Source organism: Paenibacillus sp. FSL R7-0216 (assembly GCF_037969915.1).
In the GTDB taxonomy this organism is placed as follows: Bacteria; Bacillota; Bacilli; order Paenibacillales; family Paenibacillaceae; genus Fontibacillus; species Fontibacillus rhizolycopersici.
Genome location: NZ_CP150222.1, coordinates 2,347,839 through 2,374,148, shown reverse-complemented (window position 1 = coordinate 2,374,148; position 26,310 = coordinate 2,347,839). Strand labels below are relative to the sequence as shown.

The 26,310-nt window shown below is 54.5% G+C and carries 23 protein-coding genes; 6 read left to right on the top strand and 17 right to left on the bottom strand.

The window, feature by feature from the left end; genetic code table 11:
- Positions 1-116 precede the first annotated feature (116 nt).
- From nagE to hrpB, 4 genes are all read right to left on the bottom strand, one after another.
- Entirely contained in the window at positions 117-1,583 is a 1,467-nt protein-coding gene (gene nagE, locus MKZ15_RS10645; protein WP_213621688.1) for an N-acetylglucosamine-specific PTS transporter subunit IIBC, read from the bottom strand.
- A gap of 32 nt (positions 1,584-1,615) precedes the next feature.
- On the bottom strand, positions 1,616-2,113 hold the full coding sequence (locus MKZ15_RS10640; protein WP_155608561.1) for a PTS glucose transporter subunit IIA: 498 nt from the start codon (positions 2,111-2,113) through the stop codon (positions 1,616-1,618).
- A 320-nt stretch (positions 2,114-2,433) separates the two neighbouring features.
- Positions 2,434-4,524, bottom strand: a complete 2,091-nt coding sequence (locus tag MKZ15_RS10635) for a glycosyl hydrolase family 18 protein (RefSeq protein ID WP_339821839.1) — start codon at positions 4,522-4,524, stop codon at positions 2,434-2,436.
- Positions 4,525-5,015: 491 nt separating this feature from the next.
- Positions 5,016-7,709, bottom strand: a complete 2,694-nt coding sequence (hrpB, locus tag MKZ15_RS10630) for an ATP-dependent helicase HrpB (protein ID WP_339822384.1) — start codon at positions 7,707-7,709, stop codon at positions 5,016-5,018.
- Between the two features lie 79 nt (positions 7,710-7,788).
- On the opposite strand from hrpB, the gene MKZ15_RS10625 reads away from it, so the two are divergent.
- Together MKZ15_RS10625 and gluQRS are read left to right on the top strand one after the other, a co-directional pair.
- Positions 7,789-9,138 (top strand): hemolysin family protein, encoded by a 1,350-nt coding sequence (locus MKZ15_RS10625; RefSeq protein WP_339821836.1) that lies wholly within the window; start codon positions 7,789-7,791, stop codon positions 9,136-9,138.
- A 247-nt stretch (positions 9,139-9,385) separates the two neighbouring features.
- Positions 9,386-10,360 carry a tRNA glutamyl-Q(34) synthetase GluQRS gene (gene gluQRS, locus MKZ15_RS10620; RefSeq protein ID WP_339821833.1) on the top strand — a complete coding sequence of 325 codons (975 nt, stop codon included), beginning with the start codon at positions 9,386-9,388 and terminating at the stop codon, positions 10,358-10,360.
- Between the two features lie 34 nt (positions 10,361-10,394).
- Here gluQRS and MKZ15_RS10615 read toward each other — a convergent pair whose 3' ends face one another.
- From MKZ15_RS10615 to MKZ15_RS10585, 7 genes are all read right to left on the bottom strand, one after another.
- A complete protein-coding gene (locus tag MKZ15_RS10615) occupies positions 10,395-10,766 on the bottom strand; it encodes a DnaJ family domain-containing protein (RefSeq protein WP_339822382.1) in 372 nt (123 codons plus the stop codon).
- An 8-nt stretch (positions 10,767-10,774) separates the two neighbouring features.
- Positions 10,775-11,509 (bottom strand): class I SAM-dependent methyltransferase, encoded by a 735-nt coding sequence (locus MKZ15_RS10610; protein ID WP_339821829.1) that lies wholly within the window; start codon positions 11,507-11,509, stop codon positions 10,775-10,777.
- A gap of 177 nt (positions 11,510-11,686) precedes the next feature.
- Positions 11,687-12,496, bottom strand: coding sequence for an SDR family NAD(P)-dependent oxidoreductase (locus tag MKZ15_RS10605; protein ID WP_339821827.1), 810 nt, complete (start codon positions 12,494-12,496; stop codon positions 11,687-11,689).
- Positions 12,497-12,597: 101 nt separating this feature from the next.
- Complete coding sequence (locus MKZ15_RS10600) at positions 12,598-13,233, bottom strand: ABC-2 transporter permease (protein ID WP_339821824.1); 636 nt, start codon at positions 13,231-13,233, stop codon at positions 12,598-12,600.
- Positions 13,226-14,092, bottom strand: a complete 867-nt coding sequence (locus MKZ15_RS10595; RefSeq protein ID WP_193415279.1) for an ABC transporter ATP-binding protein — start codon at positions 14,090-14,092, stop codon at positions 13,226-13,228. Before MKZ15_RS10595 ends, MKZ15_RS10600 begins: the two co-directional genes overlap by 8 nt.
- A complete protein-coding gene (locus MKZ15_RS10590) occupies positions 14,089-14,478 on the bottom strand; it encodes a GntR family transcriptional regulator (RefSeq protein WP_155608828.1) in 390 nt (129 codons plus the stop codon). The genes MKZ15_RS10595 and MKZ15_RS10590 overlap by 4 nt, the downstream gene beginning before the upstream one ends.
- Positions 14,479-14,630: 152 nt before the next feature.
- Positions 14,631-15,455: a hypothetical protein gene (locus MKZ15_RS10585; RefSeq protein ID WP_339821819.1), complete on the bottom strand. Its 825-nt coding sequence runs from the start codon at positions 15,453-15,455 to the stop codon at positions 14,631-14,633.
- 325 nt (positions 15,456-15,780) lie between these two features.
- Here MKZ15_RS10585 and MKZ15_RS10580 point away from each other — a divergent pair, with 325 nt between their 5' ends.
- Entirely contained in the window at positions 15,781-16,020 is a 240-nt protein-coding gene (locus tag MKZ15_RS10580) for a hypothetical protein (RefSeq protein WP_155608826.1), read from the top strand.
- 83 nt (positions 16,021-16,103) lie between these two features.
- Here MKZ15_RS10580 and MKZ15_RS10575 read toward each other — a convergent pair whose 3' ends face one another.
- Positions 16,104-17,318: an MFS transporter gene (locus tag MKZ15_RS10575; RefSeq protein WP_339821815.1), complete on the bottom strand. Its 1,215-nt coding sequence runs from the start codon at positions 17,316-17,318 to the stop codon at positions 16,104-16,106.
- A 221-nt stretch (positions 17,319-17,539) separates the two neighbouring features.
- Here MKZ15_RS10575 and MKZ15_RS10570 point away from each other — a divergent pair, with 221 nt between their 5' ends.
- Positions 17,540-18,319 (top strand): alpha/beta hydrolase family protein, encoded by a 780-nt coding sequence (locus MKZ15_RS10570; protein ID WP_193415276.1) that lies wholly within the window; start codon positions 17,540-17,542, stop codon positions 18,317-18,319.
- Positions 18,320-18,391: 72 nt separating this feature from the next.
- On the opposite strand, the gene rsgA is transcribed toward MKZ15_RS10570, so the two are convergent.
- The 3 genes from rsgA to MKZ15_RS10555 all read right to left on the bottom strand — a co-directional run bounded on the left by rsgA (position 18,392) and on the right by MKZ15_RS10555 (position 21,160).
- Positions 18,392-19,486: a ribosome small subunit-dependent GTPase A gene (rsgA, locus tag MKZ15_RS10565; protein WP_339821811.1), complete on the bottom strand. Its 1,095-nt coding sequence runs from the start codon at positions 19,484-19,486 to the stop codon at positions 18,392-18,394.
- A 397-nt stretch (positions 19,487-19,883) separates the two neighbouring features.
- On the bottom strand, positions 19,884-20,594 hold the full coding sequence (locus MKZ15_RS10560; RefSeq protein WP_213621695.1) for an HAD family hydrolase: 711 nt from the start codon (positions 20,592-20,594) through the stop codon (positions 19,884-19,886).
- A gap of 98 nt (positions 20,595-20,692) precedes the next feature.
- A complete protein-coding gene (locus MKZ15_RS10555; RefSeq protein ID WP_155608823.1) occupies positions 20,693-21,160 on the bottom strand; it encodes a DUF3939 domain-containing protein in 468 nt (155 codons plus the stop codon).
- Positions 21,161-21,384: 224 nt separating this feature from the next.
- Between MKZ15_RS10555 and MKZ15_RS10550 the strand changes: the two genes are divergently transcribed.
- Together MKZ15_RS10550 and MKZ15_RS10545 are read left to right on the top strand one after the other, a co-directional pair.
- Positions 21,385-22,377 carry a YpdA family putative bacillithiol disulfide reductase gene (locus tag MKZ15_RS10550; RefSeq protein WP_155608822.1) on the top strand — a complete coding sequence of 331 codons (993 nt, stop codon included), beginning with the start codon at positions 21,385-21,387 and terminating at the stop codon, positions 22,375-22,377.
- Positions 22,378-22,410: 33 nt separating this feature from the next.
- Complete coding sequence (locus MKZ15_RS10545; protein ID WP_155608821.1) at positions 22,411-22,863, top strand: DUF441 domain-containing protein; 453 nt, start codon at positions 22,411-22,413, stop codon at positions 22,861-22,863.
- A gap of 603 nt (positions 22,864-23,466) precedes the next feature.
- On the opposite strand, the gene MKZ15_RS10540 is transcribed toward MKZ15_RS10545, so the two are convergent.
- Together MKZ15_RS10540 and MKZ15_RS10535 are read right to left on the bottom strand one after the other, a co-directional pair.
- Positions 23,467-25,239, bottom strand: coding sequence for an ABC transporter ATP-binding protein (locus MKZ15_RS10540; protein WP_339821805.1), 1,773 nt, complete (start codon positions 25,237-25,239; stop codon positions 23,467-23,469).
- Between the two features lie 26 nt (positions 25,240-25,265).
- The gene (locus tag MKZ15_RS10535; protein WP_339821802.1) at positions 25,266-26,228 is read right to left on the bottom strand and encodes an aminoglycoside phosphotransferase family protein; all 963 of its coding nucleotides are present in this window, start codon (positions 26,226-26,228) and stop codon (positions 25,266-25,268) included.
- Positions 26,229-26,310 lie beyond the last annotated feature (82 nt).

Genomic DNA, 26,310 nt, shown 5'->3' with positions numbered 1-26,310 from the left:
AGGCCCGGCTGACAAGGTTTAGACAGAATTTTGAATCCTTTCTCCCGTTTGAACCGTAAAATAAAAAAGCAAGGCGGAAGTGCGATTCCGCCCTGCTTTGTATAACGTGCGTTGCCTTACAGCAATTTTTTGATGTCATCCTTGATCGCTTCGGATTGTGGTCCGAACACGACTTGGACTGCGCCTTTGCCGAGTCTCATGACACCCGATGCGCCCAGCTGTTTCAAAGCGGCATCGTTGACCTGTTTATCGTCCTTGACGACGAGGCGAAGGCGGGTAATGCACGCATCCACGGACTCAATGTTATCCGGTCCGCCAATGTTGGCCAGGATTTTGGCCGAACGGTTGTCGCTGCTTACCTTACCTGTTCCGGCAGGGGATTCCTCGACCACTTCGGCAATGTCTTCTGCGTCTTCACGACCTGGCGTTTTCAAATTAAACTTGACGATCATAAAGCGGAAAATCACATAGTAAACGACTGCCGTAACTAGACCAATCGGAATGAGCAGCAACGGCTTGGTCGAGATTTGATAGTTGATCGCATAATCGATGAAACCGGCAGAGAAACCGAAGCCCAGTTTCATGCCGACCGCGTAAGTAACATAAGCCGCGATCCCCGACAGAACAGCGTGAACGGCATAGAGCAGCGGAGCAACGAACATAAAGGCAAACTCCAACGGCTCCGTGATCCCTGTCAGGAAAGAAGCCAATGCGGCCCCCAAGAAAATGGAGCTAACCATTTTGCGTTTTTCCGGTTTAGCCGTATGAATAATCGCAAAGGCAGCGGCCGGAAGACCAAACATCATGATCGGGAAGAAGCCGGTCATGAACATACCCGCCGTTTTGTCGCCGGCGAAGAACCGGTACAAGTCGCCGTGAATGACGTCGCCAGCGGCATTGGTAAAGTCTCCGATTTGGAACCAAACGATCGAGTTGATGATGTGGTGAAGACCAAACGGAATCAGCAAGCGGTTGGCAACGATATGAATAGCCGAACCGAAGCCGCCCAAGCTGGTTACCCAATCTCCGAAGATATCCAGGGCGGTTTGAACCGGGCCCCAAATCAAGCCGAAAATCAACCCGACAACAACCATCGTTATCGCGGTAACCATGGGAACAAAACGTTTGCCGCCGAAGAACCCTAACCAATCCGGCAGCTTGATATTATGGTACCGTTTGTAAAGATAGGCCGAAATGCAACCTACGATAATCCCGCCAAGAACGCCCATGTCCAATTTGGTATCGGCGGATTGCATGAGTCCTGGGAAAATGCCGGGTACTCTACCAAGCACGTTCAGCAAAATCAGATGACCGATAACAGCGGACAAAGCGGCTACCGCGTCTCCGGCCAAACCGATCGCTACGCCGACAGCAAAGATGAGCGGAAGATTGTCGAAGATCGTTCCCCCGCCTGCTGCCAGGAACGGAGCGATATACGTGTTGAGAAATCCCCCTACCCCATCCCCCAGGTGAAAATCCTTGATGTAGTCGATGCTGCCGAACCTGAGCAGAATCGCCGCCGCAGGCAGTGTTGCAACCGGCAGCATCAATGACTTACCGATTTTCTGGAGAAAAGCTAGCATGCACAAACCATCCTTTCCTTACTACCTAAATTTTATTGTAAAACCGCCTTCAAAATGACGTTTCCGCCTGCCGTCACAGGACCGGTGAGGGTTTCCACGCTGTTCGTCACTTCTCCGGCGTTTGTTACTATAATTGGGGAAATCAATGGATACCCCGCCTCACGAATGCTCGCGAGATCGAATTCGATCAGCAGCTGACCCGTTTTCACCTTGTCTCCCACGGCGACATGGGCGGTAAAGCCCTCGCCTTTGAGCGACACCGTATTAATGCCGAGATGGAACAGAAACTGCAAGCCAGACGGATGCTCCATCATCACGGCATGGTTGCTCTTGATGACATGAACGATTTTGCCGTCAAACGGAGCCACCAGCCGTCCTTCGGTGGGCTCGACGGCCAACCCCGGCCCCATATGTCCTCCGGCAAATGCCTCGTCTGGCACTTGCGTGAGCGCCACGGCCTCTCCCGTTAGCGGCGATAAGATCTCTAATACTTGATTCTCGGTGCTTTTCTTTCTCCATTTGGAAAACAAGTGACTCTCCTCCTATCTGACTTCCTATATTCTGGCAACTTTACGGGAACTCTATGCCTGTTCTCGAGTGACCAGGAGAAACGGGCGCAAAAAAATAAGAGCCAAGAAAAGAAGCCTATATAAAGTAGGACTGCTTTCCTTGGCTCATGCCCATTCTAGATCAACGGTAACACGCCAAAAGTCATTTGGTTTTCGGTTATGTGACTATAATAATTCAAGCTCTCCTTAGCGTCAATAGAAAAATTGAAAGCGTTCACGCAATGTCAGATATTCGAAATTTTAACTATCAAATCTCTCCCTTTCTCGTCCTGCTCAAGGCTTCATTGTGCCTGGAACAAAGCCGGCACCTTATCCGGTTCCCAGCCCGGCAGCGAAGTGTGGGCTTGTATCACTTTATAGGTTACGCCGTTATACGTCACGAGTTGATTGACGGTGTATGCGGTATAAGGCGCCCACGTCGCCGGACCCGTACCTGTCGAATCCGTCGTTGCGGTCACTGCGCTGCTCGCCGGAGAGCTGTTGCCGGCCGCGTCTTTCGCCTTCACGGTAAATGTGTAGGAAGTCGAAGGCGCGAGGCTCGTGAGGGTAGCCGACGTCCCAGTCACCGTCGTGGCCAATTGATTGCCATTATACACCTCATATCCGGCCACACCGACGTTATCGGACGAAGCGCTCCAGCTCAGACTCACGCTGGACGAAGTTTTGGCCGTTACCGTAACATTGCCCGGAGCAGTCGGTGCCGTCGTGTCGCCCGGGTTCGTTCCCGGATCGGTCGTTACCGAGAGCGGAGCGCTGGCCTGTGAGACATTGCCCGCCGCATCTCGTGCAACAACCGTAAAGCTATACGCCGTAGCAGGTGCTAAGCCGTTGATCGTTACCGTCGTCCCCGATACGCTGGCGGCTTGCGTTCCGTTCCGGTAGACATTGTACCCAACAACGCCCACGTTATCAGAAGACGGCTGCCAGGTTAACGTCACAGAACTGGACGTTTTGGAGGATGCCGTAACAGAAGTCGGCGCAGTCGGAGCTATCGTATCCACCGGCGGTGTCACGCCTCCGCCCAAGTCGTTTCTCAGCTTAGTTTGCAGCGTTTTGTTACGGTCCCCGCTCAGTTCCCAGAACATCGCGCCGGCGAGGCCGCGATCCTTGATATAATCGGTTTTGAAGCCGACCGATTGCGGATCATCATAGGAGATAAAACGCCGGTTGGACGGATTATACAGGTAAGGCACCTTGGCCGTATCGTTCCAATAACGGGTATACCCGTTTTTATTAATGTAGTTCGCTTCTAAATCGTAGAAATCAAACGAGCCGGCTTCCCAGGTTCCGATGGATGAAGCCCCGCTGGCGCTTTGGTATTGTCCGTTACCCGCGTTGTTTACCCCATCCCAACCGCGACCGTAGAACGGAATGCCAAGCACCAATTTATTCGCAGGCACGCCTGCGTTCAAGTGACCTTGTACCGCCGTGTCGGCATTAAATACCGAAGCGCTTGGGACGCCTGCGTTACCTGCCGCCGGATCGTTGTACAACGGTGCATTGTGAGCAGTAATCTGTTGCCAGCCGCCGTTGAAATCATAGGTCATAATATTGATCCAATCGACGATGGAGGCGATATTGCCTAGCTCCGTATTGCTGACGAAGGAAGGGGAAGCCCCGGAAGCGATCGTCAGCAAATATCTCTTGCCATCGGCAGCCCCGGCCACATCCAGCTTGTTCCGGATTTCCCGCAGCAGCTTCGTATAGTTTTGCTTATCCTCCGAGCGATAACTATTGCCAGGCAACCCGCCGGATACCGGGTATTCCCAGTCCAAATCGATGCCGTCAAAATTGAACTTGCGCAGGAAGTCGACGGCGGAATTGGCGAACGTCTCGCGCGTAACCTGGCTGGCGGCCACATCGCTGAAGCGGTTCGACCAGGTCCACCCGCCCACCGAGATGATCGTCTTCAGGTGTGGATTCACCTGCTTCAGCTTGTTCAGCTGATGGATATTCCCGGCGATAGGCTGATCCCAGGTGTCGCCGGGAAATTGCTTACCGGCATCGATCCAGGGATCACCTAGCACGATCGTGCCATTAGGCACGTTGATGGTTTGTCCTTTCTCGTCTTGAGTCGGCCAGGTTACCGGATTCGGCCCGGCGGGGTCGGGATTGCCATGGCGGCCGTCCCAAGCGATGTCTGCGAAAGCATAATTGATATGGGTGATCTTGGAGGCATCGATATCAAAGACATTAAAATTGCGGGCATAAGCGCCCCAAGATGGATAATAGGCAACGATTTTGTAGGGGTCGGCCGCCTGAGCGGCCTTCGGCTGGAGCAGGCCGCCTGGGAGCAGCAGTGATAAGGCGAGACAGGTCATGGTAAACAACTTCCACTTCTTGGCGAAACTTCGGGTTCTCATTAAATGCATCACTAAAATCCCTCTCTTTCAATCGAAGTTGGAATGGAATAAAGCTAGCAACACCCTTCCTCTTGATTTACCCATTGGATTACGCCTGCCGCGGCCAATCACCTCCTAAAAGTCCCCGCATCTCTACATATCCGTAAGTTTCCAAAGAGAATGTCCCGGCGCCAATCGAAACTCTTCGAAACGCTTACAAATCTATTAAATCATAATAGAATTGGTGAATAAAGGATAAATTTCTATTATTTGATCGCATTCACGCATCACAAAAAAACGCAGCGATCCGAGAAGATCGCTGCGTTTACGGCGTGTGATGACACACGGTTAGGTCAATGTATTCGATTTTTCAAATAGAAATCTAGCTTCCGTCAGCTTCCCCCACGTATTTGTATGAAAATTCATATATCATTCGCTAAATCGGCTGATTTGAACAAAATATACTCGATTTTTCGCATACAAATCCTATTTCTTAACCAGCGGTTCACATCCACTCTAGCTTAACGTTGTCCGTCCGGACGAACCCTTCGGGTCGCAGTCGCCTGGAGCGGGTCATCCGGCCAGTAATGCTTAGGGTAACGGCCCTTCAGATCTTTTTTCACTTCGAAGTACGTGTTTTGCCAAAAACTTCGCAGATCCGAAGTCACCTGAACGGGTCGGCTAGCCGGTGATAACAAGTGAAGCGTAATGGGAACCCGCCCGAACCCGATCCGCGGAGTTTCCATCATGCCGAATACTTCCTGTAGACGGACAGCGGCATAAGGAGCCTGAGGCCCATCGTAATGAATCTGAATTTTGGAACCGCTGGGGACATGTAAATGTGTCGGCGCTTCCGCGTTCAGCTCTTGTTGCTGAGACCAGCTTAACAGGTTCTCCAGAATGTTGTATAGAGAAAGCGCCTGCAGGTCCGCCCGCTTGCGAACGCCGGACAAATACGGCGCCAGCCACGTCTCGGCGGTTGTTCCCAACGACTCGTCGGAGACGTCCGGCCACTCGTTGTTAAGGCGATACAAGAACATGAGGCGCTCCTGCAGCTTCCGAGCCTTCTCCGTCCACGGCAGAATGGCGACGCCTTTGGCGGCGACCGCATCGAGCAATGCCCCCGTGATCTGATCGGGGCTAGGTGCTGGGTCTGGCTGCTCCCTTAGTACGATCGCGCCGAACGTCCGACGGATTCGAGCACGTACCGTACCGGAGACGTCATCCCATTCTGCACTTCGTTCCTCGGCGATTTCCGCCGCGTGATGGCGGTAGAGGTCCTCCTCTTCCAGCGGCGCCGCAAGCAAGATCCGGCCTTCCGCTCCCTCGTCGTCAACCTCGGCAATCGCCAAGAACGCCGCCGAGCCCAGCGAATCCTTGACGAGCAGTTGAGCGCCCCGCCCGTTTCGCAGCAAATACCGCCCGTCTGGACGACGGCTAGCGATCCGATCCGGATAAGCGAAGGAAACAAGCAAGCCGCAGCTGCGGTCAAGGTCCGTTTGAACGGACGATCCGGTCGTGCGGATGGCCGGAGTTATGGCCGGGGCGGCAAGGCCGGCGGTAACAGAGGCGCCGGCCGCTTCTTCGCCGTCCGGCGGCTCGTAATCAGGGTCGTCCGCGGCCTCCGGGACGACCGCTCCGCCGAGCTCGGCGGACGTATCGAGCGAGCCGGACGGTGCATAGCCGTCCGGCTCCGCAAACGCGAGCCGCTCCAGCTCGGCGAGCCGCTGCTCCCACTGGCGGGCGAGCGCGGCGACGCGCCGCAGCTCGTCCGGCCCGGCCGCGCGCCCGGACGCGGCCAGCACCAGCGCCAGCCGGCCGCGCAGATCCGCGTCGCGGCTGGCCGGCCCGCGCAGCAGGTCGCGCTCTTCGAGCAGCGCGGCCAGCGCGCAAGCCGGCGCGCCGAGCCCAAGCTCGCGCGCCCGCAGGAGCATATGCGCCAGGCGCGGGTGCAGCCCGAGCGCGGCCATGCGGCGGCCGTGGGCGGTGATGCGCCCGGCCGCATCCAGCGCGTCCAGCTGGCGCAGCAGCTGGACGGCGCGCGCGTACGGCGCCGGCGGCGGCGCGTCGAGCCACGCCAACTCGTCCGGAGCGGCGGCGCCCCACGCCGCCAGCTCCAGCGCGAGCGGCGCGAGGTCCGCCTCGAGCATTTCCGGCGGCGTCCGCGCCGCCAGCAGGCGGTCCTCCGCCTCGCTCCAGAGGCGGTAGCACACGCCGGGCGCCGTTCGCCCGGCACGCCCCCGCCGCTGGTCGGCGGAGTCGCGGGCCGCGCGCGCCGTCACGAGCCGGCTCATGCCGGTGCGCGGCGAGAACAACGACGTGCGGCGGAGACCGCTGTCGATCACCACCGTCACGCCGTCCACCGTCAGGCTCGACTCGGCGATCGACGTCGCCAGCACGACTTTGCGCCGCCCCGCCGGCGCGGGTTCGATCGCCCGCCGCTGCTCCGCTTGCGGCAGCGCGCCGTACAGCGGCGCCAGCATGACGTCGGCGGGTAACCCGCCGCCCGCCAGCAGCGACTCGGCGCGGCGGATCTCCCGCGCGCCTGGCAGAAACACCAGCACGCTGCCGTCATGCGCCGTTAAGGACCGGCGAACGGCCCGGTCCACCGTACGTTCCAGCGACTCCTTAGGTGTGCCCGGCGCATACACCGTCTCCACCGGGAACATCCGCCCCCGGCTTTGCACGACCGGCGCGCCATCCAGCAAGTCCGCGATCGGCCCGGGGTCTAGCGTCGCCGACATGACCAGCAGCCGCAAATCGTCGCGTAGCAACTGGCGGCTTTGCCAGGCCAATGCCAGTCCGAGATCGGCATGCAAGCTACGCTCATGAAATTCGTCAAAAATAATCAAACCGGTTCCGATCAACGCCGGATCTTGCTGCAGCAGCCGTGTCAATATCCCTTCAGTCACGACCGTAATCCGCGTTTTCGCCGATACCCGGCTGTCTCCCCGCATCCGGTAGCCGACCGTCTCACCAACGGCTTCACCAAGCTGGGATGCCATATATACAGCAGCGGCCCGAGCTGCTAACCGACGCGGTTCCAGCAGCAGGATCCGCTGTCCTTCCATCCAAGGTTCGCTTAGCAGCGACAGCGGCACCCGCGTCGTCTTGCCCGCACCGGGCTCTGCCAGCAGTACGGCAGTTCCCGAACGGCCAAGCGCCGTTTTTAGTTCAGGTATAACTTCATCAATAGGCAAAGGAAGCTTTGTCATGATTCTCTCCTTACGGGTTACACTATGAAAACATTTTACCATATGGAGCAAGGTCTTAAAGGACTGGAGGGCAAACATCATGTTCAAGCTGCTCGTCATTTTTCTACTGATTGCCTTAACCGCATTGTTCGTCATCATGGAGGCTTCCCTGCGTGCCCTGCGCCCACGAACCATCGAGGCTTGGGAACGGGAAGGACGTCGCGGTGCGGCAGCACTCCGGGCCTTGTCGGAACGAATCGATCAGGCATTGTCGACCTGCCAACTGGCGATCACAGCCAACTCGTTGACACTGGGATGGCTTGGCCAACCAGCTGTCCGCAGCGTGCTGTCGCCTTCGTTTGCCTACCTTCCGTTATCCGCCACAGTGGAAACCTTCTTCTCCTTTCTGATTGCCTTCGTGTTGATCACCTACTTGCATGTCGTGCTTGGCGGATTGGTCCCTCAGGTGCTGGCCGCCCAGCGCGGAGAAGCCATCCTCTTGACCGCAGCCCGGCCGCTGTTAGGGCTGAGTACCCTGCTGTCCCCCTTCCTCTGGCTGCTCAATCGTTCCTCCCGCCGTATCGTTTCGCTTCTTGGCCTAAAACCCGCAGCGGAATGGAGCGACGCGCATAGTGAAGAGGAACTGCGGATACTGCTGAGCGAAAGCCTGGAAAGCGGTCAAATCAACAAGAATGAGTACAGCTTCATGAACCGGATCTTCACCTTCGACGAGCTGCTCGCCAAAGACATCATGGTCCCGAGAACCGACATGGTCTGTTTGGATGCGACCAAGTCCCGCGAGGAAAATTTGCGAATCATTCGCCAAGAACAATATACGAGATTCCCTGTTATCCGCCAAAATAAAGACAATATTATCGGCGTCATCAATACGAAAGCGTTATTTCTAGCCCCTGACAATCAGGCGGGGGCTCCTTTGGCTTCGTTGGTCCGGCCGGTGATGACCGTCTCGGAGAACATTCCCCTCCCTGCTTTGCTGACTAAGATGCAAAAGGAACGTACGCATATAGCCGTACTGATCGACGAATACGGCGGAACAAGCGGAATGGTTACGATTGAGGACATTCTGGAGGAAATCGTCGGCGACATTCGGGATGAATTCGATGCGGAGGAAGAGCAGGAAATTACGGAGGTTGCAGCGAATCACCTCATCGTTGACGGCAAAGTTTCGGTTTCGTTAATCAACGATTGGCTGGACGCCGAGTTGGAGGAAGAGGATGCGGATACGATCGGAGGCTGGATCTATGGCCAGAACCTTGATATTGAAGTAGGAACGCAGCTGGTCTATGGGGACTTGCAGTTTACAGTACTGGAACGCGAAGACAGCCGAATCCGCAAAATCGACATCGAGAAGCTGGAGCCTCCCGCCCCCGGCAGCTCCTTCAAACCGGAGAGCAGCGGCGAACCCCGCGAGCCCGAAGCACGCTTGTAAAAGTACCTCCCGCCATGGACCATTAGAAGCAATCGGACGAATGTATGCGAAAAATCGAATAGAATCCAACGTGATCGGCGACTTCTTCGAAATGAATATGATATTTCATATCCATTTGCGCAATTAGAGCACGTAAGAGTAGAATCTATATGAAAAACCGAATAGACTTCGGAATTTTTAACGTCAGTTACATTTTATAAGCGAAAAATCGAATTCAATCTAGGATAAACCAAGGAAGTGAAGCAACATGAAACGCGGTCGTTTTGCACCTACGCCTTCCGGCGACATGCATTTAGGAAATGCCAAGATTGCGCTGTTATCCTGGCTGCAAATGCGTGCGGCCGGAGGGGTCTTCGTGCTGCGCATTGAAGATATCGACACGCAGCGCTCCAAGCCAGAGATCACGGAACGGATCATCACCGATCTTCGCTGGCTGGGACTGGATTGGGATGAAGGTCCGGGCGCTTCAGAAATTTCCGGACCGTACTATCAAAGCCAGCGAACCGAGCTCTATGAGGAAGCACTCGGGAAGCTTGACGCGGACGGACGGCTGTACCCGTGCTTTTGCAGCCGGGCCGAGCTGCTGGCCGTGGCCGGTGCGCCGCACGGATTATCCTCGGAAGGCGCGCCCTATCCCGGCACCTGCCGTAGCTTAAGCGCGGAAGAACGGGAACGTCGGGCGCAGCACAAAGAGCCGTCGCTTCGCTTCGCGATCGACCCTGCGGCCGTCAGCTTCGTCGACGGCATCGCCGGGCCGCAGGTTTTCCCGCCGGGAAGCGGCGGTGATTTTGTGGTGCGGCGAGCCGATCACCTGTACTCTTATCAGCTGGCGGTGACCGTTGACGATGCTCGGATGGGCATCACCGATGTCCTGCGCGGCGACGATCTGCTGGATTCGACTCCGCGTCAGCTTCACCTCTATGCTGCGTTAGGGCTCACGCCGCCGACGTTCGCCCACGCCCCGCTCATTCTCGGCGAGGACGGACGGCGGCTGGCCAAACGTCACGGTGATCTGGGGATCTCCGCGCTCCGTGCCGCCGGCACAAAGCCGGAAACGGTTATCGGCTGGCTCGCCTACATCAGCGGCTTACTTGACCAACCGGAAGACGTATCCGCCAAGGACCTGATTCCCGGCTTCCACTTGGACCGAATATCGCGGGAACCGTTTGTGTTGACCGAAACGATGATACGACAACTGCTTCCCGGTACCTCCCTGTCGTAAGCTGCCCGCCCCAGGCCCCAGCACCATGTACCTCCTACTCCAGCTTCCGGCGGATCGCCTCTTCATACTGCCGGAACGCCGGATTCGTCAGCAGACCGCGCTCGTCAGCCAGCAGGTTTAACCGCAGACGTTGCTCCGACAGTTGCTTCTTCAAGGCCTGCTTCTCCGGCCCCTCCTCACAGGCGGCCAGCAGGTCGGCGAGCCGGACCATCTCCTGCTGCAGCTGGATTTCTTCGGGGACATACCCAGCATTTTTCATCAACTTATAAGCCATCCTGAGGTCCTCCGGAACTCCGGACAAATCTTCAACTTTCAGCGGCTTCCCCTTCCCGGGTAAATCGTCGAACTCCCCGCGCGCCATCGCTTCCGCAATTTTTTGTTCCGCCAACCATGACAGCAAGCCAATTCCTCCCCTCAGGGCTTTTCAGCAGAAATCATTAAAAACATGGGTCTTCGTAATTCATCCACCATTTCAGGAGTGTTTCTCAACATTTCTTCGGAAGGAATGGGTTCATTCACCGCTCTAATCCTGAAACCAGCTTGAATTAAGTTATTGAGATAGGTGGACAACGTTCGGTGATATTTTATCACGTTATCGGTTAGAAATGAGGTTTCACGAACCCCCTCATTCTGGTAGGTATCGACCGCCCAATGCATGCGATTTCCTTGGTCATCATAGTACCAATCTTGTTCGGCTCGAGAAGTGAAAATTGGATGTTCAACGGAAAAAATAAATACACCTTTCGCCTTTAGGCAACGATAAACCTTATTACAGATAGCTTCAAAAGACTCAATATAGTGGAAGGCCAATGAACTAATAACTACGTCGAATTGCGCTTCAGAAAAATGAATATCTTCAATCGGCAGTTTGATAAACGTAATCATAGGGTCATCCGTCAGTTCACGGGCTTTTTGAAGCATTTTCTCGGATAGGTCTACTCCGACCACCGAACTTGCTCTCTGCTCGCGAGCATATCGGCAATGCCACCCAAAACCGCAACCTAAATCCAGGACACTCTTGTTTCGCAAATCGGGTAACAAGGCTTGCAATACATGCCATTCCCCTGCCCCTTCCAGACCTTTCACTGAACGCGGCATTTTTTCATACGCCGAGAAAAAATTCGCATCATCATACTTGTTTTGCTTCATCATCCAGCCCCCTTACATGGTTCATAATCGAGTATCGTTGTACGGGCGCGTCCACGTCAAGAACGCCCGAGAAGGTCATTTCCTGACAGTCTCGGGCTAAGGCATCCAAACTCGGTCGGTCTTTGCTCCCGCACACATACTAGAGCGGCGGCATGACCACAGCAATGCGGTTATCCTCTATAACAGCGACTCTGCCCCATCAATCACGATCCGTGCGCCGGTGATGTGGATCGCTTCATCGGAACCCAGAAAAGCGACGAGATCCGCGACATGTTCCGGTTGGCCCGGTCCGTCCGCCAGGGGCTGCGACCCCTCCGGATATTTAACCGGGATAATGATTTCCTGCAGCTCCTTGCTCTTCTCCGTCGAAGCGTCAATGTTGGTGGAAATGGCGCCTGGGCTGATGGCATTCACGCGAATTTTGAATTGGGCCAGCTCCAGAGCCAGCATTTTGGCAAAAGCCACCTGCCCCGCTTTGGTTGTACTGTAAGCCGACATGCCAAAGCCGGAAAATGTATCATTCCCGTTGATGGAGCTGGTAATGATGATGCTTCCGCCGCCCCGTTGTTTTAAATAGGGGACGGTATATTTTACGGTTAAGAACGTGCCCGTCAGATTGATGCTTAGCGTCTTCTCCCAATCCTCGAAGCTTAAATCTTCGACCGGTGCCAGCTTGCCGTTGATGCCCGCATTAGCGAATACGACATCGATGCCGCCGAAGTGCTCGGCCGCTTCGCGAACCGCCTGCTCAACCCGATGCGGGTCTGCCACATCGACGTCATACGCTTGGGCCGCCCCTTCGCGGATGGCATTGATTTCACGTGCCGCCTGCTCCGTGCGCTCATCCAGCAGATCGAACAACGCCACCTGCGCCCCTTCGCTGGCCAACTTCACCGCCGCCGCCTTACCAATGCCGGAACCGGCTCCGGTGATGATCGCCGTTTTCCCCCGGAACCGTTCGCGATTCGTCGTCTGATTGCTTGTCATGGCTTCACACTCCTGAGATGAAAATGGGTTCTTGGGCGATAATCTTCCTGCCTTTATCCAGATTACCCATTTCGGGGTGTTTTTAAGTCAACCCGACGCGATTACAAATCCCGACGGGCAAAAATCATGCGGGAGATGAGATAAGAAACTACGAGGGCCAGGATCCCCACGCTAGCCCCGAGAAGACCTGTTACAACGGGATGGGTGGAGATGGAAGCCGACAATTGCAAGCTATCTTCGTCGCTCAACAAGTTAGACGAGAGTTGGCTTCCGATCATCACCACGATGATCATCGCCACATTCAAATATTGCGCACCTTTCAAACCCAGCCAATAGTAGATCGGGATATAAATCGCCATAAACACGATTTGCGCCAAGAAGATCCCAAGCATTTGACCGAAGTTGAAAGTTGCCGGCTGGCCATGAACCACGTTCGCCCCGGTGTTTAACAGAATGCAGAACACAAAAGCGATCAGCATTAAAACAAAGGCGGAAACGTATTTGGATAAAACGAGATAACTCCGGCGTACGGGTAAATTGACTAGAAATTGATGATTGGGAAGACGCATATCTGCATTCAGCGCCAGAATCAGCACCATCCCCGGCAGCATGCCGTACAAAGGCGAACCATCCGACTGCACGAACCCGGAGAACACCACCATATAAATGAATAGAAGCCAGAGATACCGCTGCAACAGCAGGAAGTCCTTACGAACAAGATGAATGAGGTTAGGCATTCACTTTCCCCCCTTTTGCCGTAAAATACATAATCTCTTCCAGCGTGGGACGCTCGAACAATGCATGAGTCCCAAACAGGGCATGAGCCCGCTCCTGGTCTTTGGCCAGCGCCTCGAAACCTACTGCCGTTTCCCTTACGCCGATCAATTCCCGTTTTACATCGGTATCCAGGAGTTCGCTGCTCCCCTTAACGATCACGTAGCGTTCCAGTACCTCGTCTTTGCTGTCGGAGAACACCAATTCGCCGCGGTTCAGGAACGTCACGTAATCCGCTACACGATCCAGGTCGGTCGTGAGATGGGTCGAGAACAGAATCGTATTGTTTTCGTCCAAAATATAATCCGCCAACAGATCGAGGAGCTCTCGGCGAAATACGGGGTCTAATCCGGCCGTCGGCTCGTCCATGATCAGCAGCGTCGGATGGTGCGCCAGTGCCAATGCAATGGCAAACTTCATTTTCATCCCTTTGGAGCAATCCTTGATTTTTTTGCGTTTCGGCAGTTCAAACAGCTCCATGTACTTCGTAAACAATGCCTCATCCCAGCGTTCGTAAAAGGGTGCGACGATCCGCTTCATCTGCTCCATTGTCAGATATTCGTAATAAATATTCTCATCGGAGATGTATCCGATCTGTTGCTTGTAACTGCCTTCGTTCCCCGTAACGGGGTGACCAAGAACGTTGATTCGCCCTTCTTCCGGCAACACCATCCCCATGATTGCCTTAATCACCGTGCTTTTCCCCGCTCCGTTAGGCCCAATCAGCCCGGTAATGTACCCTTGCGGTATGGAGAAACTTAATCCCGACAACGCAAAGTTCCCGTAATGCTTGACGAGCCCTTCCACCTCAACTGCATTCATCCTTTAGCGCCTCCTCCTACTTGATCCAATAGTTTGATCCACTCGATCAGTTCATCCGTTGACATCGGAAGGCTTTTGGATTCTTCCAGAACTTCCCGAAGCTTGCTTTCCAGCGCTCTGAGTCGTTGCTCCCGGATAAATTCTTGATTTCCGCCGGAAACGAATGACCCTTTACCGACGACCGAATCGATTAAGCCTTCCTGCTCCAAATCGTTGTAGGCTCGCTTCGTTGTAATGACGCTGATCTGCAAATCCTTAGCCAACTGCCGAATGGAAGGTAACGCTGTCCCCGGCGCCAGCTTACCTTGCAGGATCGCATCGCGAATTTGCGTAACGATCTGCAGATAGATCGGTTCACCCGAGGAATGGGAAAGCAAAATATCCATGCTTCACCTTCTTGACTGGTTATTTTGTTAACAGTGTATATAAACAATATATACATTATTAACACTAAAATCAATTCCTGTTCATAAAAAAACAGCTGTCACTAACAGACAGCTGTCTCGCCTTCGATCTCTATATCATTCGGGTGATCCCTTCATTCAGCTTCGATCGCCTGATGGAACCATTTCAATAGAATCTCCTGAAATTGCTGACGGGGTGTTGGTGTCGCAATCATCCAATCTTCCTCATCCTTGGCGCTATATCGAATCAGCCAGTTCATATGCGTATTGTTCATAAACTGCATCTGCTGCAATTCCCAACACTCTCCGCTGTATGCATAGAACCGGATCTCGCCTTGGGCTAACGGGGTCTTTATACATTTCGCCAAGGCTATACTTCCTTCCATATCGCCCGTCATGTCCGCCAGGAGGGCGGCAAGCTGATTTCGATCCAGCTCTCCAGTCTGGTTCATCACCGTATCAAACTGCTTCTTGGACATCATCAATGCGGGAAGCTCGCCCGGCGTCCGTGAATTCCATTTCATCCGGCCGGCCAACGCGCCGCTAAGCGGCTTCCCCCCGTTTGTCCGTTCGATCGATAAACCGCATGTCTCTTCAGCCAATCTTTCCAACCGGATCACCTGATCGCCAGCGATATGTAGATATTCTTCATAGCTCCGTTTCCCGCATGTGTAGGTCAGGCGGCAAGCTTTGCCTGAGGCGGATGCCACGACCAAATCGTCCAGGACATGCTGCGGTAAGCTTAACCGATCTCCTTGCGTCGATTCCGCCATATAACCCTTACTTCTCAGCGTCTCTCTTACGTCTCCGGTATCCGGGTCGGGCGTCTCCCGCAAAAAGACATGAAAGGGATGGTTCGGATCCAACCATAGGTTTATACCCAGCCGCTCTGCCAAGTACAACCATTCGCTAGCTTGAAGCACCACTTTTTTCTTGCGGGGAGAATCCGTAATCAACATCCGTCCACCTCCTTCAAATTGGGTCTTGCTTACGCAGTTCGACGCAGTAATCATACCACTATTCGATTTCCCGATGCTCGGAAATTTTTGCCAATCTATTACATTGTACCCATGAAAATAGGAGGTGAAGCATAATTTTCATAGAACATGAAACTTTTTAATTCGAATGTCCGTATTAGTTGTATCGGGCGTTCAAACCACGACTTCTGTCCTGAATTGCCTGTTGTCATCAAACATTTATCTAAACATAATGTTTTCTTAATCTTTTTTTAAGATTTATATTCTACAATGTGTACTATGAAACCACTGTATAGAGGTGATTCTTATGAAAATCTTGATCAACTTCCAAAACAACCTGGTACCGGTTTACTTCAATGTCGATAGCAAGCAGCCTGTGCAGCGTACTTTGAAACTACTGACGAGCGCGCTCGAGTACAAATATTATAATGGCAAGCAAGCGTTGCAGAAGTGCCTAAACTCCCTCATCAGCATTGAAATCGAGGGTTCAGAAGCCATCTTGCACAGCAAGAGCGAGTTTGACTCTCTTGCGCTATCTCTCTATTAATCTAGCGGCAAATCCATAGCAAAGGCTCCGTGCTTCAGCTTATCGCTGAATCGCACGGAGCCTTTTTTTCATTTCGTCGATCATCATGAGTTGGACAATTTCCGTTCCTTCGGGCGGCCGCTTCCAAACAGCGACTTCCATCGGAGGGTCGCCGCCGTGATCGCCAGCAGCAAACCGTTCAATACGAACACAATCGGGATGGAGATCCATCCTCCCAGCGCCCCGCCGGCAATGGGCCCAACCATATTCCCGAGTTGGCTGGCCGATTGGTTCAGGCTGAAGGCGCGCCCGCGAAATTCCGGTTTCGTCGCCTGTACGATTAAGGCGTTTAGCGCCGGGAACACGGCGGCAAAGAACAAGCCGTAAACAAAGCGTAACACCCCGAAGCCGACGAGAGAGTGAAAGAAATGCTGCAAAATATTGCCAACTCCGCCGCCGATCAAGCCGATCATCAGCGTATTGCGGTAGCCGATCCGCTCCCCGATCTTGCCCCAGAGTGGAGCAGCGATTACTGTGGAGATTCCCACCGCCGAGAAGATGATGCCTGAGCTAAACGACGCGTTGGAAGCTGAAGCTCCTAGGTCAAGCACGTACAAAGAAAGCAGCGGCTCGAGTACCATCACCGAAGCGGTTACGATGAGGACGACGAACAGCTTCCCCATCAGCGGACGATTGGCCGATGCTTCCTTGAGATCGTCCAGCACATGCGAACGCTCGCGGTTGCGGTCAAAGTTCTGCTCCTTCACGAAGATCAGGGCAATCAATGCCGAGATCAACACAACGCAGCCCGACGCCAAAAACGACTCCCGATAACCGATAAACTTGCTGAGCGAACCGCCGACCAGCGGCCCGATAATGCCTCCTGCCGCCCCGGCCGTCGACATGATTCCAAGCGAATAGCCTACATGCTTCTCCGGCGTATTCGTTGCTACCAGTGCGATGGCGGAAGGCACATATCCAGCCAATAGACCGGATAAAATGCGAACGGCAATCAGCTGATAAGGATCTTTGACGAAGAAGTAAAGGAGGTAAACCGCACTTAAGGCAAACCCGGAACGGAGCAACATCGGCTTCCGGCCATACTTGTCCGATAGGGACCCCCAATACGGAGAGATCAAAGCGCCGGCCAAAAATGTAATGCCGAACGCGACCCCCGACCAAAGGGTTAGATGCTCGGTTACCCCAAGATCGTGCGCGATAAACAAGGACATGAATGGAATGACCATAGAATACGCGGTGCTGCAAAAAAATACGCCAAGCCACAGCACGTACAGATTTCTTTTCCAGGGGAAATTCACTTGATCCACCCCCAGCGTTGTCACTTTCTAGCCCTGGAACAACCCGTTATGTATATTTTAGCACGATTTCTTGTCAAGCGTTTCGGATGATTTCAGATTTCAAGGTTTCCGCGGTATAATGGACTGTGTAATTATAGGATTATCCATACCCTATAACCGCTTTGGTAAACGCTTACTTTGCGTGTGCCTGAGGCGGCATAATGAAAAGGAGCATGAGCGTTATGGCACTGTTTCAATGTCGTTTTTTCTCGGAAGTGTTAGGCCTCAGTACCTCGATGACCGTCATTTTGCCCGAACCCGCACAATCGCAAATCGGGATGTCCGCTCCCGGAGTGGCCGGGCCTTACCCAACCCTCTATCTGCTGCACGGGATGTCGGACGACGATTCCATCTGGTTGCGTCGCACCTCCATCGAGCGTTACGTTTCGGGTTTAGGGCTGGCTGTCGTTATGCCTCAGGTCGATCTGAGCTTCTATTCGGATATGGCCTACGGCAACCGCTACTGGACTTTCGTCAGCGAGGAGCTGCCGCGATTGTGCCGGTCGTTCTTCCCGTTGTCTGAGCGGCGTGAGGATACGTTTGTCGCCGGTCTCTCAATGGGCGGTTACGGCGCCTTCAAGTTGGCGCTGCGCAAGCCGGAGACGTTTGCCGCCGCGGCCAGCTTGTCGGGCGCGCTCGACATCGCGAACAGCCAGCATGGGTTGTCGCCGCTGTTCCAGCGCATTTTCGGCGAGTCTGGGCCGCAGGGGACAGATAACGATCTGCTGACGCTGTTGGACCCGCTCGCTCAAGACTTACAGAACGGCAAGCTGGTTCCCCGGTTGTATCAGTGCTGCGGCACGGAGGATTTCCTGTACGAAGATAACCAGACGTTCCGCGAAGCTTGCACCCGTGCCGGCCTGCCGCTGACCTACGAGGAAGGCCCAGGCTCCCACGAGTGGGGCTATTGGGACGCGAAAATCCAGGACGTGCTGAAATGGCTGCCGATTCAACCGAAGTAAGATAAAAAAATAGCCGGTCGGGAATTATCCCTGACTGGCTATTTTTGTTTGTTCCTGACCTTGCGGGTTGGCCTACTCCCAGTCGCTAGCGTATCGTCTCCGTTGCTCGCCTTTGCCGCGCGTCTCCTGTCGGCCAGCTTTGCTTGATGTTGCGGCTCGCACGGAGCGTTGACGGGATTGCTCCTTTTCCGCCTGAAACTTCAGCTCCCGCTGCGTTTTCAGATAGTTCTCAAACCGTTTGCGCTCAAGCTGTCCGCTTTGCAGGGCCTCCCTGACCGCACAGCCGGCTTCTCGTTGGTGACGACAATCCCCGAAACGGCATTGCTTCGCCAGCTCCTCGATGTCGCCAAACGCCTCGGACCACCCGCCTTCGTCGTCCCACAGCTGCAGCTCCCGCATCCCCGGCGTATCAATCATGACCGCGCCTTGCGGAAGCACAAACAGCTCGCGATGTGTCGTCGTATGCCGTCCCCGGCTGTCGTCCTCACGTATAGCCTGAGTTTTCTGCACTTCCTCCCCTGCCATCCAGTTTAGAATGGTCGACTTTCCGGCCCCAGATGATCCGGTAAGCGCGACCGTAACTCCGGGTTTCAGCAAAACGTCTACTTGCTCCCTGCCTAGGTCCTCCAAAGCGCTGACCGCAATAACGGGCACGCCGGGCGCAATCGATTCCGTCTCGGCGACGTAACGCTCCGGATCATCGCATAAATCGGCTTTGCTCAGCACGATGACCGGTGATGCCCCGCTGTTCCAGGCCATGATCAAATAACGCTCTAATCGGCGAAGATTAAAATCCATGTTCAGCGCGGCGACGAGAAACAGCAGGTCAACATTGGCCGCTACGACTTGTTCCGTCGGCACCGACCCGGCTGCCCGACGGGAGATTCGGCTGCTTCGTGGAAGCAAGCCGTGAATGACGGCATCTCCGTCCGATTCGCTAAGAAAGCGCAATGCGACCCAGTCTCCTACCGCCGGGAACTCACTGCGTTCACCCAGCTCATATTGCAGACGACCACTCATTTCCGCCCAGCCCTCTCCTCGCTCCGAAGCGACCCGATACTTATGGCCGTGATCGGCGATGATCCGCCCGGGCCAGACTTGCTCTATCCCCAGTCCGCGAAAAGCATTCTCCCGCTCCGCGTTCCATCCTAGTTCTTGTAAATTCAATTCCTTTTCCTCCTTGGGCTGCTTGCCTCAAATCAATAATGAATGACCTTCCGACGTTCCGTCTTCTCGTCTCCTTGGCGATCCCATGGCTCGCTGCTGCGGCACCTCGCATGCAGCCATATAAAAAGCCGCGGGGACCCATCGTCCCGCGGCTTCAGTTCAAGGCCCACCGTCACCCTAAGGGGACGGCGGACATAAAAAAGCCGCGGGACGTGATAACGGTCCCGCGGCTTCGCGCTGCTTGCATTCGAATAGACTTCCGCTATTCGATCGGATGCAGCGCCTTATTTTCCCGCCAAGGAGACCGTATTTACGCGCACTTCAAGTACCTTCACCATAAATAACAGCCTCCTTCATAAGAATTTGTACACATCATATAGGATGACGGCGGACTTTGTCAATCCTTTCCTGTCCCGCACGGCTCCTGTTCGTATTGTTCCAGCAGCGCTGGGATTTCATTCAGCTCCGAAATCGTCCGCCAAGGCTTGCCGCCTTCGAGCGTCTCGTCCCAATCGTGCTTGCGCCGCAGCCAAATGCCACGGATCCCCGCCTGCGCTGCTCCCCAGATATCGTTGCGGGGATGGTCGCCAACGATCACTGTCTCCCCTGGCAAGGACCCCAACCGCTCCAGGGCCAGCTCATAAATCCGCCGATCCGGCTTACGGATCTCTACGTCCCCGGACACCACGATCGCATCGAAAAACCGGCGAAGGTGAAGCAGATCGATTTTTGCATGCTGCAAATGACTGTACCCGTTCGTGATGATTCCAAGCCGAAGTCCCTTCGCTCGGCAAGCCTGCAGGGTATGCTCCGTATGGTCCATCGCTTTGGCATGGGTCATATAATGGCGGTCGTAATAGGCCTTCAGCTCCTCTATCGTGGTCTCCTTACGCCAAGGAAGCCAATCGATCAGCTCCTGAAAAAAGCCCTCCTTCGGCCTATATCCATCTTTATCTCGCTCAATCATTTCCGCAACCAGCTCTTCCCGGCGTGTCTCGTCCATCGGTACCAGGCATTCTCGCACGAGTTGCAGCGCGAAGCTGCGAAAGGTGTAATCGCGATCCATCAACGTATTATCCAGGTCAAACAAAACGGCTTTTAGCTGCAATCCACTTTCCCCACTTTCCCCAGTTGTCTCTCTCTATTGTAAAACAGCCTGTCAAACAAAAAGCGCACCCCCGGCTCCCCGGGAATGCGCTTCAACGGTTATATCACCTGTTTCGGACGATGGGTCAACATCATTTCCTGATCAGTTACATACAGCGGGAAGGGAGGCAGCTCTTTCAAGTAATGCTCCCGCAACAACAGTCGGCAATCAACTTCCAACTGGCGCGATTCGTCCAGCACCGGAAGCTTGCCTTGATCCTCAACATAGTTGTCCACGGCGGCTTGCACAAGATCCAGATAATACGGGATCTCGCGTTCTTCTTCCGCAAATATTTCATAGGTTTCTCTCGACAAGAAAAAGCGTTGATCTGTAATTCCGCCCAAATAACGCGACAGGCGTTTCATATCCAGACTTCCGTCCGGCAGCAGCAGCGATAACCGGTTTATGCCGTCAGGCATATCGGCTTCATAACGAAGCACAGCGCGTCGAACTTCGTCCAGCTTAACCTTTATGGCTTCAGGGACCAAGACACGGGCAGGTTTGCGTTTTCTAAACCAGGACAGCATGTTCGGCACCTCCTAAACTTCCTTTAAATTTTAGGTAACCGCTTACACTATTAGTGTACTCTAAAAATGTGGGTTTGAACCTTCGAAATCCAAGATGTCATAGGATTGCCACATCATTCTCCCTTTGCCAAGGCCAGCGGATGGTTGGCAATTCCGAGGTATTTGCGGTAGGATGGAATTGTTTTGAAAAATCGTTTGAAATCTATGTAAATGAGGAGGTTCCCATGCTGGATGTCATCATCATCGGAGCTGGGCCGTGCGGTCTATCGGCAGCCATCGAATGCCAGCGTCGCGGACTGCAGGTGCTTGTTCTAGAGAAACATTGCCTTGTCCATTCCATCTATTCATACCCGACGTATATGCAGTTTTTTAGTACGGCCGAACTGCTGGAAATCGGGGATGTCCCTTTTGCGTCGGCAAATGATAAACCTTTCCGCCATGAGGCGCTGGCCTACTACCGCAAAGTGAGCGATCATTATGACGTACCCGTGTTGGCCTATGAAGAAGCGAATGAAGTCGTGCGGCAGACGGACGGCACGTTTGTGGTCCGCTCAGAGAAACGCGGCGGCGAGCCGGCGGAGTATCAAGCTAGACATGTCATTATCTCGACGGGGTATTTCGATCACCCCAATATTTTAGGCATTCCGGGAGAAAATACCGACAAGGTCACGCATTATTTCCAGGAGGCGCATCCTTATACCGGTACGAAGGTCACGATTATCGGCGGCAGCAACTCCGCGGTGGATGCCGCGCTGGAGCTAGTCCGCGTGAACGCTGAAGTCACCGTCGTGTATCGCGGGGATGACTTGTCCGGGAACATCAAGCCTTGGGTGCGGCCGTTGTTTGAAAGTGCGGTGAGCAAGGGGAAAATCGCCCTGCGTCTGAACTCGCGGGTGATCGAAATCCTACCCGACCGCGTTGTCATTCAAGAGGCAAACGGCGAACGGACGGAGCTCGCCAACGATTTCGTCTTGGCGTTAACCGGGTTCCGTCCCGACCGCAAGCTGTTATTCTCCGCCGGAGTCGACATGGCCGGCGACATGGAGAAGCCGGTGTTCGATCCAGAGACCATGGAGACGAACGTGCCTGGACTTTACGTTGCCGGGGTAATTGCATCCGGACGTAACGCCAACGAGGTCTTCATTGAAACCGGACGCGGCCATGGCAAGCTAATCGCCGAGCATATTCTCGGTTCGAGAGCATCAAGCAACGAATAAGAATTTAACGGATTTCACCGCAGGAGGTGGATCATGAACCAAATCGATATGACAGCCCTGCTTCTTCTGCTGATGGCTGCGCTCGGTATTTTTAGCAATAACATGCCGATTACCGTAGCGATGATCGTACTGCTGCTGCTTCGCGTGCTGCATATGCACTATACCTTCCCTTGGCTGGAGAAATACGGCCTGACGCTTGGCATCGTCATTCTCACCATCGGCGTAATGACGCCCGTCGCCAGCGGCAAAATCTCCATCCAGACGTTGTGGGCTTCCTTCTTCCATTGGAAGTCCCTGCTCGCGATCGGCGTCGGCATGCTTGTCGCCTGGCTTGGCGGCCGCGGCGCAACCCTGATGGGCAATCAGCCGACCGTCGTCGCCGGGTTGCTGATCGGCACGGTGCTCGGCGTCGCTTTCTTCCGCGGCGTCCCCGTTGGCCCTCTGATCGCCGCCGGCATTTTGTCGCTGGTGATCGGGAAGCTGTAGCGGAGCAAAAAAGGTTGTTCTACCGGCAATCGATGCCGGTGAGAACAACCTTTTTTTTATTTTGGGGCTGGTTAGGACGCCCACGATCTGGCCTGCCCTGCTGCACCAAGATATATAGAGTTAGAGTTACTATTTCACCTTATTCCCTCATCATTGCCCGTTTTGAGCCAAAATAGAGCGAAATGATCACCTTAGTTGACACCAAACGCCTTTATTTCGCCCAAACTCCGAGTAATAGAGTTATGTGTTCACCCTAAAGGTCTCATAGAAGCGTCCAATGTGTGGAATAGGGTGATTAGATCACGTTATGTTTCTACAGTAACGGTTGAATACAGGTACGACTGGTGAATAACGGAACTTATTACCGTTATTTCTCCTTATTCAGCTAAATCGGAGACATTAGCAGTAAAATATGTTCTTATTCAGCTCAGAACCGGCAAAAAAACGGCATCCAAGGGGTTAACTCCGAGAAATAACGGAACTTTTTACCCTTATTTCGCCTATCCGGGCTTAAAAGGTTGAAATAACGCCCTTTTAGGGCCTTATTTGTACGAGAGGAGGAAAAGGTGTGCCTTGCCTTGCCTCAACTCCCCTAACCTCTCCTCACCCCAGCTCCCCGCTCTCCGCCGGGCTCAGGTGCTGGATGTTGTATAACTGCGCGTACACGCCGTCCGGGTTCGCCATGAGCTCGTCGTGCGTGCCGCGCTCGGCGATTTCGCCGTTCTTCAGGACGATGATCTGGTCGGCGTGGGTGATCGTCGACAGCCGGTGCGCCACGATCAGCGTCGTGCGGGCGTGCGACAATTGCTGCAACGACTGCTGGATCAGGTGCTCCGACTCCAGGTCGAGCGCGGACGTCGCCTCGTCGAGGACGAGGATCGGCGGATCCTTTAGGAAGACGCGAGCGATGGCAATCCGCTGCTTCTGCCCGCCGGAGAGTTTGACGCCACGCTCTCCGACTTCGGTGTCGTAGCCCTGCGGCAGCTGCATGATGAACTCATGCGCATTGGCCGCGCGGGCGGCCTCGATCACCGCCGCCTCGTCCGCGTCCGGGCGGCCGAATAAGATGTTGTCGCGCACGCTGCCGCTAAACAGGAAATTGTCCTGCAGCACCATGCCGATCCGGCTGCGCAGGCTTTCCATCGTCCAGGCGCGGACGTCCCGGCCGCCCACCGCCAGCGTTCCCCGCTGAACGTCATAGAAACGTGGAATGAGTCCGACCAACGATGATTTCCCGCCCCCGCTCATGCCGACGAACGCGACCGTTTGGCCGGGATTGACTTCGAGCGAGATGTCTTTGAGCACCCAATCGCCGTCTTCGCGATATTTAAACCACACCTCCCGGAACATCACGCCATGGCTACCCTGCGGCAGTACCGCCGCATCCGGCGCATCGTTCATGTCATACGGCTCCTCCAGCAACTCCAGCACCCGTTCCCACGATGCCGAAGCCTGTGTCAACGTCGTTGATGAATTGATCAACCGTCTCAACGGGGCATAAAGCCGATCCAGATAGCCAAAAAAGGCCACAAACGTACCTAACGTCAAATCCCCGTAAATCACCTGATAACCGCCGTATCCGATCACGAGCAGCGGCGCGATGTCGGTGAGCGTGTTGATGATCGCAAATGTCCAGGCGTTCCAGCGGCTGTGGGCTAGCGCTTTTTGCAGAAACCGGCCGTTGGTGCCTTCGAATTTGTTCCGGTCATGCCGTTCCAAGGCAAAGCTGCGGATGACCGAGATGCCCTGAATGCGTTCGTGCAAATAAGCCTGAATCCCGGCAAGTGCCGCGGAGCGGTCTTTGGTCAGCTTCTTCAAGCGCTTGTACAGCACTTTCACTGCGATCGCGTACAATGGGAAAATCGCAATCGCCACAAGCGTCAGCCACGGGTTCAAATAAAACATAAAGCCAAGCACAAACACCAGGGTAAACATGTCGAGCCAAACATTCATCATGCCGACTTCGACGATGTTCTTCGTCTGCTCGGCATCGTTGATGAAGCGGGAGATGATCTCCCCCACCTTCGTATTCTGGTAATACCGAAGCGATAACCGCTGCAGGTGGGCATACAGCTTGTTGCGTAAATCGAATAAGATCCGTGCCGTGATCAGTTGGGCAAAATACTGCCGCGCATATTCCACCGGACCGCGCACGATCACGAATAGAAACAGCGTTGCCCCAAGGATGATTATCAGCTGCGAGACCTTCTGGTCCAGCTCGATCCCGCCGTTCAACAAGATATCGTCCACGACGTATTTCTGCACCAGCGGCAGCAAGGACGGGATACCGAATTTCAGCATCCCGATAAACAAAGTGAGTAAGATCCATTTCGTATAAGGCCTAACGAACGTAAAATAGGCTTTCCAATGTTTCAATTTATGAGCACATCCTCTATTTGTTTCTATCTGGGCTGCACGAATGAAGCCAGCTTTCGTACCAGACTCTCAGCGTATTCGTCCAATCGACGAGCGAGATGCTCCGGCGTTAACGCGTCTAGCCCCAAATCCGGCCACCCTTGGTATACTTCCGGGGGACCCGGCAGCGTTTCGATCAGGCATAGCATATCCCAATAGGGATCGTTTACGTTACATCCGTCCTCCCGAGCTACGGAAAGATAGCTTTCCAAAAAGGCATCTGCCGCCTCCACGCCGTACATTTGTACGAGATTCAATCGGCAATGACCGGTGTCGATCCCGGTTGGGCCCATGCAGGCATTTACCCAATCGACTACGCCGCTAACTTCCCCCTCCTGCCAGAGCACATTCGTTGGATGATAATCGCGATGAATGAACTGCGGCCGGTACGGTGAAGATAGTCCCTGAACGCGGTCGATGATCCTCCCCCACGCCTCGGGAACCCGGGTCCACTCTGGCACAGTCAAACGGGACACCTCGTTGTAAGTAAAATAGCTCCATTCGATCGGCGGACCCTCCGCCGCGTGGATCTCCGCCAGCTTCCAGGCGAGGCCGCCCAGCCAACCCGGCAGATCCGCCGGGTCCAGCACCACCCGACCGGGCAGCCGGGTCATTAGCACGGACGGCAGGCCGCAGGCGCCGCCGTCCGGATCGCAGGCGACCCACCGCGGCGACGACAGTCCCGACGCGCTCGCCACCTGCAACGCAGCCGTCTCGTGCAAAGCGAGCTCCGGCTCTTCTCGCAGCCACTCCGTATTGGTAAATTGCCTCAGTACCGCTTCGTGGCAGTGATCACCCTGTTTTATTTTCAACCCATAAACTGCTGATGAAATGCCGCCCTTCAGGGACGCTGCTGAGATAACCTTAGCCCCTGGACCCACTCGTTCCTCCACCCAGAGGAGCGTTTTCGTCGAAAGCCCAGCGAATTCTCCCACCTGATTCTCATTCATCTCCGGTTGCCCCCTCTCCTTAGATAAAAGCCGATTTTCGCGCTACAAAGCTGAATTTATCCAATGGTTGTGGTATACTCCT

What these genes read in the sequence shown, in the direction of transcription:
- MKZ15_RS10545 (WP_155608821.1), top strand. Translation starts at nt 22,411, where the DNA reads ATGAACCAAATCGATATGACAGCCCTGCTTCTTCTGCTGATGGCTGCG.
- MKZ15_RS10555 (WP_155608823.1), bottom strand. Translation starts at nt 21,160, where the DNA reads ATGCTGTCCTGGTTTAGAAAACGCAAACCTGCCCGTGTCTTGGTCCCT.
- MKZ15_RS10585 (WP_339821819.1), bottom strand. Translation starts at nt 15,455, where the DNA reads ATGTTGATTACGGATTCTCCCCGCAAGAAAAAAGTGGTGCTTCAAGCT.
- hrpB (WP_339822384.1), bottom strand. Translation starts at nt 7,709, where the DNA reads ATGACAAAGCTTCCTTTGCCTATTGATGAAGTTATACCTGAACTAAAA.
- MKZ15_RS10595 (WP_193415279.1), bottom strand. Translation starts at nt 14,092, where the DNA reads ATGAATGCAGTTGAGGTGGAAGGGCTCGTCAAGCATTACGGGAACTTT.
- gluQRS (WP_339821833.1), top strand. Translation starts at nt 9,386, where the DNA reads ATGAAACGCGGTCGTTTTGCACCTACGCCTTCCGGCGACATGCATTTA.
- MKZ15_RS10635 (WP_339821839.1), bottom strand. Translation starts at nt 4,524, where the DNA reads ATGCATTTAATGAGAACCCGAAGTTTCGCCAAGAAGTGGAAGTTGTTT.
- MKZ15_RS10625 (WP_339821836.1), top strand. Translation starts at nt 7,789, where the DNA reads ATGTTCAAGCTGCTCGTCATTTTTCTACTGATTGCCTTAACCGCATTG.
- MKZ15_RS10535 (WP_339821802.1), bottom strand. Translation starts at nt 26,228, where the DNA reads ATGAATGAGAATCAGGTGGGAGAATTCGCTGGGCTTTCGACGAAAACG.
- nagE (WP_213621688.1), bottom strand. Translation starts at nt 1,583, where the DNA reads ATGCTAGCTTTTCTCCAGAAAATCGGTAAGTCATTGATGCTGCCGGTT.
- MKZ15_RS10550 (WP_155608822.1), top strand. Translation starts at nt 21,385, where the DNA reads ATGCTGGATGTCATCATCATCGGAGCTGGGCCGTGCGGTCTATCGGCA.
- MKZ15_RS10610 (WP_339821829.1), bottom strand. Translation starts at nt 11,509, where the DNA reads ATGAAGCAAAACAAGTATGATGATGCGAATTTTTTCTCGGCGTATGAA.
- MKZ15_RS10600 (WP_339821824.1), bottom strand. Translation starts at nt 13,233, where the DNA reads ATGCCTAACCTCATTCATCTTGTTCGTAAGGACTTCCTGCTGTTGCAG.
- MKZ15_RS10590 (WP_155608828.1), bottom strand. Translation starts at nt 14,478, where the DNA reads ATGGATATTTTGCTTTCCCATTCCTCGGGTGAACCGATCTATCTGCAG.
- MKZ15_RS10580 (WP_155608826.1), top strand. Translation starts at nt 15,781, where the DNA reads ATGAAAATCTTGATCAACTTCCAAAACAACCTGGTACCGGTTTACTTC.
- MKZ15_RS10605 (WP_339821827.1), bottom strand. Translation starts at nt 12,496, where the DNA reads ATGACAAGCAATCAGACGACGAATCGCGAACGGTTCCGGGGGAAAACG.
- MKZ15_RS10570 (WP_193415276.1), top strand. Translation starts at nt 17,540, where the DNA reads ATGGCACTGTTTCAATGTCGTTTTTTCTCGGAAGTGTTAGGCCTCAGT.